The following is a 13619-nucleotide window of genomic DNA, read 5'->3' as shown; positions in this document are numbered from 1 at the left end:
GTTAGGTGCAGTGTTTGCCTGAAGGTTAGGTGCTGCCGAGAGATGTTGTTGATAGCGAGCTGGATTCTTCTTTGAGGCTATCGCTCATTTCTGGCGGTAATTGCAGCTCTATTAAGCGATAGTGTGATTTGTGTAATTCTTCCCAGGCTTCTTTAAGGCTTGGAGTGCTAAAAAATAATGTATCAAAGCTGCCATCGGCTTGTGCCATTTTTAGCCCATCTAGGATACGCTCCGCCAATTCGCGTTTGTTTTTTTTGATGAAAAAATAGATTGGCTGTGGATAGTGCAGCAGTATTCCTTGATCAATGATCAATCCAAGGTCTTTATGTTTTTCGTATTCCAGCGTGACTTCTTGTAGGCTGCGCGCCATATAGTCAAAGCGTTTAATCGCAAGCATTTTAAACATGGATTCATAGTTGAAGCTGGTAACTGGGTTCATTGCATTAAAGCTATAAACTTGTGTATCGCTCCAATGAGTGCCTGTCCCAATTCTAAATTTCCGCAAAGCGGGTAAATTATCGACTTGATCGAATCGTCTAGTGTCTTCTGCGCGTATAAGCAAGCGTCTATATTCATTCACGCTTTTCATTAAATTAAATTTAATTGCCAATAAATATTCCTCGCGCGCAGGGCTGCTGCTACTCCAAAGTATATCTAAATCGCCTTTGGCTATATGTGTGCGCAAACGCTCGCGGGCAGCAAAAATGGGAAAGTAGTCCAATGTAATTTGTTCGTTGGGTTGCGCTGTTTTCGTCAGGGCGAGCAGTAATAGCTGTTCAAAATAGCGGCTGGTTTCGAGTGGCTCTAGGCTGCCGGGTTTAGGCAAGGTGAGATGAGTGCTTGATTGCGCTGGCGCACTGGATGGCATGAGCGACAACAATAAGCCAAAAAGGAAAAATAATTTATGCATGACGCTTCAGCTTGAAAGGTGAAAGAGTCAATAGTCTAGCGTCTTTTTTTGCAGCTAGAGCTATTTACGAGCAGTTCATTAAGTCGGAACAGAAAGAAAAAGAATGAGCTGCTCCAGCAATTCCTTGTCAGCAGGTGTGTCGGGTTGAAATTTGTAGCCTACGATATGTTCACGTACATGTACGAGGGTGCCATGTAGGTGAAGTTGTTTTTTGTCGCTATTTAGTTCGATATCATCTAGTAAAATATGTACACGCAGATTGTCGTCTTTGCGTAACAGATGTTCGTCTAACAGCGCTAAGCGTGCTCCTGTAACAGACAGGTCGAGCACGTGTGCATTCCAGCTTTTGGTTGAGTATTGTATTTCTGCGTAGGCCCGCAAGGGAAAACGTGCAGACTGACGCTTGTCTTCCTGAAGTGTTACATCCTCTTGAATGTAAGTTGAGGGTTTGTTCATTTTTAGTCTCTCTGGTGTTGAGCAGGTTGCTGCGAAATTGTTTGAGCGCCACTGCTATATCGCTCCTTGACGACTACTGCTGCTGACATTCAGGAAATAACAATATCTATTGCTCTGCACTTACAACATCTAAAATGGGTCAATTATAAATCACTCATGAGATCCGAAAGCTCACGCTCGGCGGCATTGGCATCGCCCAGGTTTAATTCAATTAAGCGTCTAAGGTGACAAACACTATCTATATCGATGGATGTGCAGATAAAACCCACTTGATCTAAATGCTGGTGTGAAGTGAGCACTGACATGGCAATGCTGGTGTTGTCAGCTAGGAGTACTTTTACCAATATGGGTTTGTCGCGCGCTATGTCCGCTGGTAATTTATGCTGCAATAACAAACCTTTAAGCGAAATATCCAGTAAGCTGGCGCGCCAGTGAATATCGCCCTGAGCTAATTCAACTTGTGCATCAAAGAGAATGCGGCTGAACTTGCGGCGTTCGTTGAGGTGTTGCTGATTGTCGCTCTTACTCATGACTCACTCGATTAGTTTTTACGTCGATCTGCTCTGAGTGTAGATGCAACCCACTGAATCGCCAGAATTAACCCGCTTAAATTACCGATTTGCCTCAGCTGTAGTGGCAAAACTATAATCCCCATATTTTTGATTCGCGGACGCATTGATATGACAGATTTTCGTATTGGTATTGATTTAGGGGGCACTAAAACCGAAGTCATTCTGTTGAATGGTGCAAGCCAGGAGTTGTTTCGCACCCGTATTCCCACTGTGCGCGACGATTATGCGGCAACCTTGAGCGCTATAGCTGGCTTGGTGGCGCAAGCGGAGGCTGCGGCGGGCCTTCAAAATTTACCGGTGGGTATTGGCATTCCGGGTACTATTTCCCGTAAAACGGGTTGGATCAAAAATGCTAATTCTACTTGGTTAAATGGCAAACCCTTTCAGGCTGATCTCTCGGCCCATTTGGGGCGTGCCATTAAGGTCACCAATGATGCTAACTGTTTAGCCGTATCTGAGGCTACCGACGGTGCAGGGCGCGGCTACGGCTTAGTGTTTGCCGGTATTTTAGGTACTGGCTGTGGCGCTGGTATTACCTACAACGCCGAGCCCCTTGTTGGGCCTAATGGTGTGGCAGGCGAGTGGGGCCACAGCCCGCTGCCGTGGACGCCTTCCGCGCAGTTGCAAGAACGCCCTTGTTATTGCGGCAAGCAAGGTTGCCAGGAAACCTTTCTTTCGGGCACAGGTTTGTGTTTGTCCTACAAGCTTGCTACTGGGGTTTCATTAAAAGGCCATGAGATAGCGGCGAAGGCCAGTGCGGGCGAGGCAGCTGCGCAGCAAGTGCTAACGGAGTATTTAGATCAGTTGGCGCGTGGCTTGGGTGCGGTTATTAATCTACTCGACCCTGACGTCATAGTATTGGGTGGCGGCGCCTCTAATATTGAAGCGATTTATCAACAGTTGCCGCAACTCTTGCCTCAATATGTGTTCGGCGGCGAATGCGATACCCCAGTAGTACAGGCTATGCATGGCGACTCCAGCGGCGTGCGCGGTGCAGCTTGGTTGAACCCGCTTGTTTAATTCTGTGTGCTTTATTAGTACTGAGCGCCGCACATGGCGCTCATATTTTAGGTGGCGATACCAAGTGCCCAAGTGCTTGAAGGTGTTACTTGGACTACTGCTGTTGTTGGGTGTCAATCTTGTCGTTGCCGCTCCCAGTACTTATGTGAGCATTGATGCAAAGATAAGAGACTCATCTGCGCCGGCCCACACAAAGGAATTGTCGCGGGTAAGTTCGCCGAGGCGCATAGCTTCAGTGAATATCTGTCTTGATCAATTGCTCTGGCAGCTCTTGCCACACAATCGGCTAGTCTCATTTAGTTACCTTACCGCCGATCCTATGTGGTCACCCATTGCGGCTCAGGTTGCCCCGCTTATTGCACAGCGGCATTTGTCACTCAATCACGGCTTAGCCGAGGAAATAGTTCCACTCAAGCCCGATATTGTACTTGCAGGTGAGTTTGATTCTGCCGACGCGGTTGATCTCTTGCGGCGTTTGGGTGCGCGTGTTGAGCGCCTAGCTCTTCCGCGTACATTGGATGATATTCCCGCACAAATTCGGTCGCTGACGCAGTTAGTTGGTGCAGAGCCGCAAGCTGAGCAGTTGATTCAGAATATTAATCATCAGCTAGAAATCTTAGATGCAGTGCCCAAAGCCGATATTGCGCCTACGGCATTTTGGTATTCATCCAATGGCGTGGTGATAGGTGGCGGCACCCTAGAGCACGAACTTATGCAGCGCGCTGGGCTGCGCAACCTTGCCGCAGAGCGCGGCATTCAGGGTTTTGCTCCGCTGGATTTAGAATTGCTTATAAGTGCTAAGCCGCAATTCATCATAATTGAAGAGAGCAATGCCAGTGCCTATTCCCTCGCGCGTGAATATTTAGCTCATCCCCTGTTGCGGCAGGATCACTTTAAGATTGTTCGTTTGCCGTCAGGGTTGTCGGGCTGCGCTGCAACTGCCGTTGAAGAGGTCGCTCTCGCGTTAAAAAATGAACTCAAATTGCATCACCCGCAACGCTAATCATGGCGGCTTTTATGAAAGGAAATAAGCAAGTGCGTTTACAGTTATCCATTGGGGCATTGGTAATCGGGCTCTTGGTCTCTATTGTAGGGGCCTCGGTCATGGCGCTCAATACTGGCGCGGCTGAGCTATCACTGCTGAAGGCCTTAACAGATCTTTGGCATGGCGAAGCGAGTTTGGAGGCAACGGTAGTTGGACAAATTCGTTTGCCACGGTTGTTATTGGCCTTAATTATTGGCGCTACCCTAGGTATGGCTGGCGCTGCTATGCAGGGTTTGCTGCGCAATCCACTGGCAGACCCAGGTGTATTGGGGGTAAGTAGCGGTGCGGCTTTTGGCGCAGTTACCATATTGTATTTTGGTATGGCCGCCAGCGCTTGGTACTGGTTGCCCGTTGCGGCTATTGGCGGTGCGCTGGTGTCGCTATTACTGGTCTATCTTTTGGCGGGTATGAACGCGAGTATGCTCGCACTTATTTTAGCGGGTGTAGCGATCAATGCGATTACGGGCGCAATGATTTCTGTCGCCTTGAATTTTGCGCCGAGCCTTTATGCCATGCAGGAAATTGTGTTCTGGTTAATGGGCTCACTTGCTAATCGTCATTTTGATCATCTGTATATTGCGTTGCCTTTTGCGGTTGTGGGTTGGTTGCTGATGCTCAGTCGTAGTCGTTTTCTTGATGCCTTGAGTTTGGGTGAGGAAACAGCGCGCTCCCTCGGTTTTCGCCATCAGCGCGAGCGCGGTATTTTGTTGGTGGGAATCGCTTTAAGCGTAGGCGCCTGTGTAGCGGTGAGTGGCAGTATTGGTTTTATCGGCTTGGTCGTCCCACATTTAATGCGCCCTTTAGTGGGCTATAGGCCTGGGCGTTTAATGTTGGTAAGCGCACTGGGCGGTGCACTACTTTTAGTGTTGGCTGATATTTTAGTGCGTGAAATAAATGTAGCGCGCGAATTAAAATTAGGTGTCGTCACATCACTGGTTGGCGGTCCTTTCTTTTTATTATTAATTTTAAAAACGCGTTCGCGGTGGGTGTAACCATGGTGCAGCTATCCGCACAACATATCTGCTTTACACGCGATGGTACGCGTATATTAAATAACGCCAGCCTGTGCTTTGGTGCAGGGGAAATAGTCGGTTTAATTGGCCCCAATGGCGCGGGTAAAAGCTCTCTTTTGCGTTTGTTAGCAGGTTTGCAGTTGGCCGATAGTGGGCAAGTGCTATTGCGTGATGCAGAGCAAGAACAGTTGCTCGATCAGTACAGCCCTGCGGCACGCGCGCGTCTTCTCGCTTACTTAGCTCAGCAAGAAACACCTGCGTGGCCACTGCAACTGGAACATTTGGTTGGGTTGGGGCGCGCACCTTGGCATACACCCATGAGCGGAAAATCGGCACAGGATCGCGCCGCTATAGCACGCGCCCTCGAACTCACCGAGTTGACACACTTGCGGCAGCGCAATGTGACAACCTTATCCGGCGGTGAATTGCAGCGCGCACTGCTCGCGCGCGTGTTTGCAGGCGAACCCCAAATTATTCTTGCGGATGAACCTATAGCAGCACTTGATCCCTATCATCAATTACACATGATGGAGTTGCTTGCCGAGCATGCCCAAAAGGGCGGTGCAGTGATGGCAGCGTTACACGATTTAAGTTTGGCCGCGCGCTTTTGCTCGCGCTTAATTTTGCTGCACAAAGGTGAAATTATTGCCGATGGAGAACCTGTGGCGGTGCTCACCAATGAAAATTTAGAGCAGGTGTACGGTATTAGCGCCTATGTGGATTGTCGTGAAGAAGGTGTAGTGATTATTCCACGCAAGCGTGTGTTGTAGTTATGTGTACAGTTAGTCATTAATTTTTGTAAGCACGCACCAGAGTGAAAAAATGAAAGCAGGTTTGTTTCGAGTCTTGGCTAATCTTTGGCCGCCCTTATTATTTTCTGGCATCAAAGCAACCCTGATAACACCGGACTATCGCGAGGTGCAGGTCACACTCAAGCTGCGTTTTTATAGTCGCAATATATTTGGTGTGCAATACGGTGGCAGTCTTATGTCTATGACAGACCCATGGTATATGACCATGTTAATGGAGAATCTCGGGCGCGATTATTATGTGTGGGACAAGCACGCCGAAATTAATTATATCGCGCCGGGTAAAACCCACGTACATGCACAATTTCTCTTAACTCAAGAAACACTCGATGATATTCGCACGCGCACGGCGTTGGGAGAAAAATATATTCCTGAATTCACTGTCAATATTAAAGATGATCACGACCAGCTGGTGGCGCAAGTAAAACGCCGTGTATATATAAAACTCAAACCGCGCGCGCGTACGCTAGGTTGAATTCACTCTGCTGTTCGATTTGCAGCCAAAACGAATTAGCTAAATATGTAAGGTATTCTAATGTTAAATGTCGCACTCTGTTCTTATGGTATGTCCAGTAAAGTATTTCACGCCCCGCTTATAAGCGCTAACCCAGACTTAACATTGCATACGGTTTTGCAGCGCAGTGCGACTAACGCCTTAGATGATTATCCACAGATTACAATTGCGAATACTTTCGAAGACATTATTAACAATCCTGCAATAGACTTGGTAGTAGTTAATACCCCAAATGCGCTTCACTATCCTATGGCGCGCGCTGCGTTAATGGCAGGTAAGCATGTGGTGGTAGAAAAACCTTTCACTCTAAGTTTACAGGAAGGCGAAGAGCTCATTGCTTTAGCACAACAGCAACAAAAAATTCTTTCGGTGTTTCAAAATAAACGTTTAGAAAGCGACCATCTCGATGCGCAAGCGGTGATCAATTCCGGTGTGCTTGGGCGCATAGTAGAAGTGGAGTGGCATTATGATCGCTATAGAAATAACGTCACCCATAAACGCTGGAAAGAAGACAACTTACCAGGAGCCGGCACTTGGTTTGACCTAGGTATTCACATGGTGGATTCGATGCTTTGTCTGTTTGGAAAGCCGCAAGCGGTTTATGCTGATATGCGCAGTCTGCGCCGCACCGAGGGCAGCACGGATTACTTCAATGTGTGTTTTCATTACGCCGATATACGTGTCACATTACGCTCTAGCACCTATGTCAGTGAGAAGGGCGCTACCATCAGTATTCATGGTGATAAAGGTTCTTTTTTGAAATTTGGGCAGGATGTGCAAGAAGCGCAACTGATGAGCGGCACCTTGCCGGGTATGGACACTTGGGCGCAACCAAAGCAGGATAATTACGCCGTTATTCATTACCACACAGATACTGAAACTAAACGTAAGATACAGTCAGGTAGTCGCGGCTGCTATGAATACTACTATCAAAATATTGTTGCAGCTATTCAGCAAAAAACCGCGCTGGAATTTTTACCTGAGAAATCGTTGTTGGGAGTACAAATGCTCTTGTCCGCTGAAATCAGTGCGGCTCAGGGGCGTCTAGTGACTATTGATTAAAATCTAGCTAACAGACTATTGATTAAATCTAGTTAGCAGACTGTTGAAAAAGTTATCGAGAGAGTTGGTGTTAGGCTGGGTGCCTTTTTTAGCGCGCTAACAGCCAAACAATAATCAAACTTAACCCCAAAGAAACTGATTTCCAAAATAATACTGGGTTGCGCTCTATAAGTGGTGGGCGACTTTTGTTCAGGAAGGTTATATTGGGGTGGCGCAAGTCATAAATAAATTCGGATAATTCTGCATAGCGTTTATAAGGATTAGGGTGCAAGGCTTTGCGCAGCACCTCATCAATCCACACCGGTATTTCGCGCTCTTCATTTAAAACCGACTGATAAACTAAACGATTTTGTGCAGCTTTAGTGCGCGCCTGCGCAACTTGAGTGCCGTAGGGGAGCTTGCCGCTCAGCATTTGATAGGTAATGACTGCAAGAGAAAACATATCAGAGTAAGGTGTTCCGCTTTCACCCAAAAAATATTCCGGTGCTGTGTACTGCGCGGTGCCGAGTAAATCTGTGCGTTCAATCGGTGTACTTATCTCCAATATACCTGCTACACGGGTAGCGCCAAAGTCGATAATTTTTACTGTCCCCGTGGTATCTATCATAATATTTTCGGGGCGTAAATCTTGGTGGAGCATTTCCATGCGATGAAACGCATGCAGGCCCTTTACAATTTGTTCGACTATGCCACGCACTGTTTCCATATCAGGCTTAGGGTTGTCAATCATCCATTGGCTGAGTGTTTGCCCCTCAATATACTCTGTAACCACATAGGTGAAATTGCGTTTGCGTGTTTGCGCACAGGGCTTGAGCACATAGGGACTATTAAGTCTTCGCGCTATCCACTCCTCTAACAGAAAACGTTCCAGGTAGGCTGGGTCTGTACGCAAATCGATGGATGGCGTTTTAATAATAACCTGCTCATGGGTTTCGCTGTCCTGAGCGAGGTAGACATGACTGCGGCTAGTGGAATGTACTTGGCGTACGATTTGGTAGCCATCAAACGTATTGCGCGCTTCTAAGGGGGGCGGGAAGGGCAGCTCCGTAAGTTGCTGATATAGTTCTTGTGTTGTCTGTTCGGGTAATTCATCAACACGCACTAGTTGCGCGGTGAGGTTGTCATCACTGCCTTTTTCATAGGCGCTCATCACTAAAAATTTTGCTGCTGCTTCAAAGTCGTCTGCATGTTGATGAATGGCATCTAGTATAAATTGCTGATCAAGAAACTCATAAACACCATCGGTTGCTAACAGAAATATATCATCGACTGCTAGCTCGAGGCATTGGTAATCAATATCTAATTGCGTTTCTATGCCGAGTGCGCGACTGAGATAGGATTCTTCCTGCGACACCCAATGACGATGATCGAGTGTAAACTGTTCGAGATTGTTGCTGCGTAGGCGATAGATGCGTGCGTCGCCTACATGAAGAATATGTGCATGAGTCGATTTAAAAATAAGCGCACTCAGTGTGCATACATAGCCTTTATTTTTGTCGTATCTAAAATCACTCTGCTGTGTCAGTGAATAAAGCCATGAATTTGTGGCTTGCAATACCTGATGTGCTGATTTTTTTACTGACCACGCTTCAGAGGTGCAAAAGTAGTCACTTAAAAAACTTTTAATGGCTGTCTCACTGGCGATTTGGCTAACGCTACTGCTACTAATACCATCCGCCAGTGCTATGGCTATACCCTTGGCACTTAACTGCGGCTCATGGGGAATGCTAATACCATGAAAATCTTGGTTGATTTCCTTGCGGCCCTTATCGGAGTATTGGCTAATACTGAGCTTTAAATGTTGAGCCATGAGGTATTGCCTGTGTGGCTAATTAATATCGTTAGAATTATAAAGTGTTTTCAATGTGAGTTTTAAGGAGGCAGGTTTCGAATTGTCTAACCAATAACACTACCAGCTTTATATAACAACACCTCGGCAGACGGCTGCCGAGGTGTTTTTTTGAAAATTAAGAAATGCTGCGTTTTGGCGCTGTTTTTACATGAGTGCTATAGAGTGTGAGGCCTGTGAATGCGAGGCCACCTACTAGATTGCCTAAAGCTGTGGGGATTTCATTCCAGATAAAATAATCTGCAACAGAAAAGTTTCCACCCATAATAATACCGAAAGGAAACAGAAACATATTTACTACTGAGTGCTCAAAGCCCATAAAGAAAAAGAGAAATATGGGCATCCACATGGCGATTACTTTACCGCTTACGGTAGTGGAAATCATGGCGCCGACCACACCGAGAGAAACCATCCAGTTGCACAGCATGCCGCGAATAAAGATAGTGACCCAACCATCAAAACCATATTGGGCATAGCCTACAGTACGCGACTCACCTATACCGGCAATTTTCACTCCTACAGGGCCTGGGTCGGTATTAAAGCCATAGGTGAAAACAAACGCCATCATAAAGGCAACTGTCAGTGCGCCGCCAAAATTACCTAAAAAAACCAAACCCCAATTGCGTAATAATCCCTTCATGGTAACGCCTGGGCGCTTATCGAGCAGGGCAAGGGGAACAAGTACAAACACGCCGGTTAGCAAGTCAAAGCCCATTAGGTAGAGCATACAAAAACCGACGGGAAATAGAATGGCGCCGAGTAAAAATATGCCAGTTTGGACGGCAATAGTAACTGCGAAAACAGCAGCTAATGCCAAAATTGCACCTGCCATGTAAGCGCGGATTAGCGTGTCTCGCGTTGACATGAAAACTTTGGACTCACCGGAGTCCACCATTTTTGTCGCAAATTCTGATGGAATTAAATAGGACATAGTATGCTCTCTCAATATTTTTTGGGGTTAGCTCACTACAGAGCAATATACTCTTGGGGCATTTTTAATAAGGCAATAAGCGTACCCATATTTAAAAAATATTAATCCGACGGCTATTTAGCGCTATTTAATGAGCTTGTAATAATGTTTGAAATTTTCAGTGCATTTTTTTGGTCGGTTTTGGTGACCAGCGTTATCAAAATAGTGCGCCACGAGGTTTTTCTGTATCAAAAAAACTTTATTTTGGTGCAGGCCTCACCTAGGAGTGTGCACAAAAATGTATTTAAATGGTGCAATTATAGATACTGCGAGTTCTAGAGTTTGATCTGAGAGATTTTTGTGCTGTTGGGGAGATATTAAGATTTGGCTTGAATGTTAAATAGGTATTTGAAAAGTAAAGCTTAGGTTTATTCCTGGGCTCAGTAGGTCGCGAGCGGCGAGGCATTATCTTCTGAAGCCAAAAATTTTAGGTGAGGCGTGCATCCCTATCTTTAACGTGGCGCCTGTAATTCGCTATCTATGTGGGAAGTCACTCATGATAGTGATTTACTTTGCTGCCGCAGCGATCGCAATAGTGTGCAATTTTATCGTGGCCTTGTTTGCCGCAGTTTGGGCAAAAAATGAGATTGCGCTCGCGCGACATTTCATGCGCAAGTTCAGCCGTAAATATGCCCGTTGGCACCGCAATAATAGAGTAGCCCGTAAGCATGGCGAGTGAGGCGATAATTTGCCCGAGTATAGTGTGCGGCGTTATATCGCCATAGCCGACAGTGGTAATAGTTACTATGGTCCAATAAATACTTTTAGGAATACTGGTAAAACCGTTGTCTGGCCCTTCGACAATAAACATGAGGGAGCCAAATATCACCGCGAGGTTTAACACCACAAAAAAGAATACAATAATTTTTCGTCTAATTTGATACATGGTGCGAATTAGACTATTAGCTTCTGTTAAATAGCGCACCAATTTAAGCACCCGAAATATACGCAGCACCCGCAGCAAACGGAAAATCAACAGGTAATTAGCACCGGGTATAAATAGGCTCAAATAGGATGGGAGGGTTGAAAGTAAATCTATGACACCATAAAAGCTGCGAATATATGACCAGCGGTTCGGTGAGCAGTAAACGCGCGTTATGTATTCCATGGTAAAAACAATGGTGAAAAACCATTCTAAGTAACCCATATACTCGCCAAGGCGAAGACGAACACCTGCAACTGAGTCCAGCATCAACAAACCTACGCTGAGGATGATGAAATAAATAAGCACTATATCGAAGAGTTTTCCTGCGGGGGTCTCGGTGCCAAAAATAATATCGTACAGCTGCTCGCGTAATTTATTGTTGGTTTTTTTAGGCGAAGAGGGTTCATTCATAGCAGTTCCTAGTGAAGCATCTAGATGATTGAAGGTCGTCAAACAATGAATCTATGGGTGTAATACACGCAGTATGTCTAACGCACAAAATCTGTAGGCTGTTCGATTTCATAAATTGCATCGGCAATGTCTGCCATCTTGCCTGCAAACAGTGCCTGCGCATCTTGTAAGCCTCGATTGTAATAATAGGCTCCGATTTCCTGAGTAATGAAATCCAGTAAAAACTCCGCATCAAACTGACCAAGTTCATGGTCCAGCTCTTTACTGCAGTATTTTTGCAGCTTAAAACTGATGAGGTCTTTTTCTGTTTTTGAGAATTCAATTTTGGCCATAATAAAGTTTTCACTACGCGATGAATGAGAAAGTCTTAGGCTGGTTGATGAATGACCAGCATTTTAAAGCGAAACATACGTGTCGTCAGCAGAATGGCGGCGCAACTTAAGCCTACTATAAGCGCCGTCCAAAATCCTGCAGCGCCCATAGGTGCTGCAATCCACGATGAAAATGTCAACACAAAGCCCAACGGCAGGCAAATTCCCCAAAAAGAAAACAGCATAATCAACATGGGTATCTTTGTGTCTTGATAGCCGCGTAAAACATTAATCATAGTAACTTGAATAACATCGACCACTTGAAAAATTGCACAAAGCATAAACAGCTGTATCGCGATTGCCAACACGGCAGGATCAGTTGTATAAAAGCTCGCAATCAGTTCGCGCCCAAAAAATAAGATGGGCGCGCTGATGCAGGAAAGACCTAATGCCAGCAATAGCGAGCTGCGCGCAAGGAGACGCGCGGCGATAAAATCCTGTGCACCTACAAGATAGCTAACACGTAGTGTGAGTGCCATACCTAAGCTTAAAGGGGCCATAAACAAGAGTGAGGTAGCATTGAGTACAATTTGATGCCCTGCAATCACATTGGGCCCGAGTGGCGAGAGAAAGAGCGCGATCATGCAAAACATGCTTACTTCTACAAACATCGCCAACCCGATGGGCAAACCAAGCCCTAATACTTGTTTAATAATGTAGATATCAGGTTTTACCCAGTCGCCTATTAAATGCAGGCGAGCATAGGCTTTATTGCGATGCAAATAGGCGAGCAATGCCAGAAGTGCACCCCAATTTGACAGTGCAGTCGCCCAGCCGCAGCCAATGCCGCCCATGGCTTTAATACTCAACAGGTCGCCAAATTCGTAGCCAAAGATAAAAATATAATTGAGCGGCAAGTTTAATGCGGTGCTTAATAGAGAAAACACCATAATAACGCGAGTATGGCCTAAGCCATCGGTTAGGCCGCGCAGTGCCGTTAGTAACAGCAGTGCGGGAACACCCCACGCGAATGCATTTAGATAACCTTGCGCAATCTCAGCAGTTTGTAAATCTAGTTTGAGCAGTATGAGTAGCGGGAAAAGGTGCGTGAGAATCGCGATCATCAGCACCGATCCCACCAGCGCTATATAAATTCCCTGCCAGGTGGTTGGCATAATTTGGCTATGATTATTAGCGCCGCGCTGGCCTGAAATAATAGGCTGCAAAGAACTAAGTGTGCCAATAAAAAACAGTAATACCGGCCCCCAAACACCTGTACCTATACCTACAGCGGCCAAATCGCGCGCGCTGGCATGGCCGGCCATTACGGTATCTATCACGCCATTTGCCATTTGTGCCAATTGCGCAATCAAAATCGGCGCACCTAAAATCGCCAGTGTTTTCCATTCGTGCAACGTGCGTGCAATCAAGCCTTGCGGTTGGGCGGGCGTTACGATTTGGGGCTGAATATCAAGAGGGGTGTGTTGGTGCGGTTCCACGAGTATCTCTAGGGGTAAGTTATGCCTTGGCGGCAGAGTGCTTACTATAACCTATTCAACCAAAGGGATTGGAGCCGTGGTGTGTCGTTTTTGCCATTGAGCGCACTGCATTGCATAGCTAGCACATAAAACAAGCTGGCTGGGCACGCATTCAAATCAAAAAAATTATTGGATGGGCCATCAGTCTTGGGTATTGAGGTTGATCTAGTTACCTTGAGTCATGTTAACGCTAGGCCGTTCAGCGCCTAATTAG

The 13619-nt window shown here is 46.2% G+C and carries 14 protein-coding genes; 6 read left to right on the top strand and 8 right to left on the bottom strand.

Annotated features, from left to right (window positions below):
• Positions 1 to 25: 25 nt before the first annotated feature.
• From AC0KUT_RS14515 to AC0KUT_RS14505, 3 genes are all read right to left on the bottom strand, one after another.
• Positions 26 to 910: a hypothetical protein gene (locus AC0KUT_RS14515; protein WP_488831008.1), complete on the bottom strand. Its 885-nt coding sequence runs from the start codon at positions 908 to 910 to the stop codon at positions 26 to 28.
• A 78-nt stretch (positions 911 to 988) separates the two neighbouring features.
• Complete coding sequence (locus AC0KUT_RS14510; protein WP_488831006.1) at positions 989 to 1366, bottom strand: PilZ domain-containing protein; 378 nt, start codon at positions 1364 to 1366, stop codon at positions 989 to 991.
• A gap of 143 nt (positions 1367 to 1509) precedes the next feature.
• Complete coding sequence (locus tag AC0KUT_RS14505) at positions 1510 to 1896, bottom strand: PilZ domain-containing protein (protein ID WP_488831005.1); 387 nt, start codon at positions 1894 to 1896, stop codon at positions 1510 to 1512.
• A 150-nt stretch (positions 1897 to 2046) separates the two neighbouring features.
• Between AC0KUT_RS14505 and AC0KUT_RS14500 the strand changes: the two genes are divergently transcribed.
• The 6 genes from AC0KUT_RS14500 (at position 2047) to AC0KUT_RS14475 (ending at position 7401) form a co-directional block, all read left to right on the top strand.
• On the top strand, positions 2047 to 2958 hold the full coding sequence (locus AC0KUT_RS14500) for an ROK family protein (protein WP_488831003.1): 912 nt from the start codon (positions 2047 to 2049) through the stop codon (positions 2956 to 2958).
• Positions 2959 to 3193: 235 nt separating this feature from the next.
• Positions 3194 to 3961: an ABC transporter substrate-binding protein gene (locus AC0KUT_RS14495; protein ID WP_488831002.1), complete on the top strand. Its 768-nt coding sequence runs from the start codon at positions 3194 to 3196 to the stop codon at positions 3959 to 3961.
• 14 nt (positions 3962 to 3975) lie between these two features.
• Entirely contained in the window at positions 3976 to 4995 is a 1020-nt protein-coding gene (locus AC0KUT_RS14490; RefSeq protein ID WP_488831000.1) for a FecCD family ABC transporter permease, read from the top strand.
• A 2-nt stretch (positions 4996 to 4997) separates the two neighbouring features.
• Entirely contained in the window at positions 4998 to 5786 is a 789-nt protein-coding gene (locus AC0KUT_RS14485) for an ABC transporter ATP-binding protein (RefSeq protein ID WP_488830998.1), read from the top strand.
• A 52-nt stretch (positions 5787 to 5838) separates the two neighbouring features.
• Positions 5839 to 6300: a DUF4442 domain-containing protein gene (locus AC0KUT_RS14480; protein ID WP_488830996.1), complete on the top strand. Its 462-nt coding sequence runs from the start codon at positions 5839 to 5841 to the stop codon at positions 6298 to 6300.
• Between the two features lie 60 nt (positions 6301 to 6360).
• Entirely contained in the window at positions 6361 to 7401 is a 1041-nt protein-coding gene (locus AC0KUT_RS14475) for a Gfo/Idh/MocA family oxidoreductase (RefSeq protein ID WP_488830994.1), read from the top strand.
• Between the two features lie 88 nt (positions 7402 to 7489).
• Here the strand turns inward: AC0KUT_RS14475 and AC0KUT_RS14470 are convergent, their stop codons facing one another.
• The 5 genes from AC0KUT_RS14470 to AC0KUT_RS14450 form a co-directional block, all read right to left on the bottom strand.
• On the bottom strand, positions 7490 to 9211 hold the full coding sequence (locus tag AC0KUT_RS14470) for a bifunctional protein-serine/threonine kinase/phosphatase (protein ID WP_488830993.1): 1722 nt from the start codon (positions 9209 to 9211) through the stop codon (positions 7490 to 7492).
• Between the two features lie 157 nt (positions 9212 to 9368).
• Positions 9369 to 10181, bottom strand: a complete 813-nt coding sequence (locus AC0KUT_RS14465; protein WP_488830991.1) for a formate/nitrite transporter family protein — start codon at positions 10179 to 10181, stop codon at positions 9369 to 9371.
• A 529-nt stretch (positions 10182 to 10710) separates the two neighbouring features.
• A complete protein-coding gene (locus AC0KUT_RS14460; protein ID WP_488830990.1) occupies positions 10711 to 11556 on the bottom strand; it encodes an ion transporter in 846 nt (281 codons plus the stop codon).
• Positions 11557 to 11633: 77 nt separating this feature from the next.
• On the bottom strand, positions 11634 to 11888 hold the full coding sequence (locus AC0KUT_RS14455) for a DUF2164 domain-containing protein (protein WP_488830989.1): 255 nt from the start codon (positions 11886 to 11888) through the stop codon (positions 11634 to 11636).
• 35 nt (positions 11889 to 11923) lie between these two features.
• Complete coding sequence (locus AC0KUT_RS14450) at positions 11924 to 13366, bottom strand: MATE family efflux transporter (RefSeq protein WP_488830988.1); 1443 nt, start codon at positions 13364 to 13366, stop codon at positions 11924 to 11926.
• Between the last annotated feature and the right edge of the window lie 253 nt (positions 13367 to 13619).

The organism is Cellvibrio sp. 25HG11W-0 (assembly GCF_057815475.1).
This window is presented reverse-complemented; position numbering and strand designations above follow the sequence as displayed.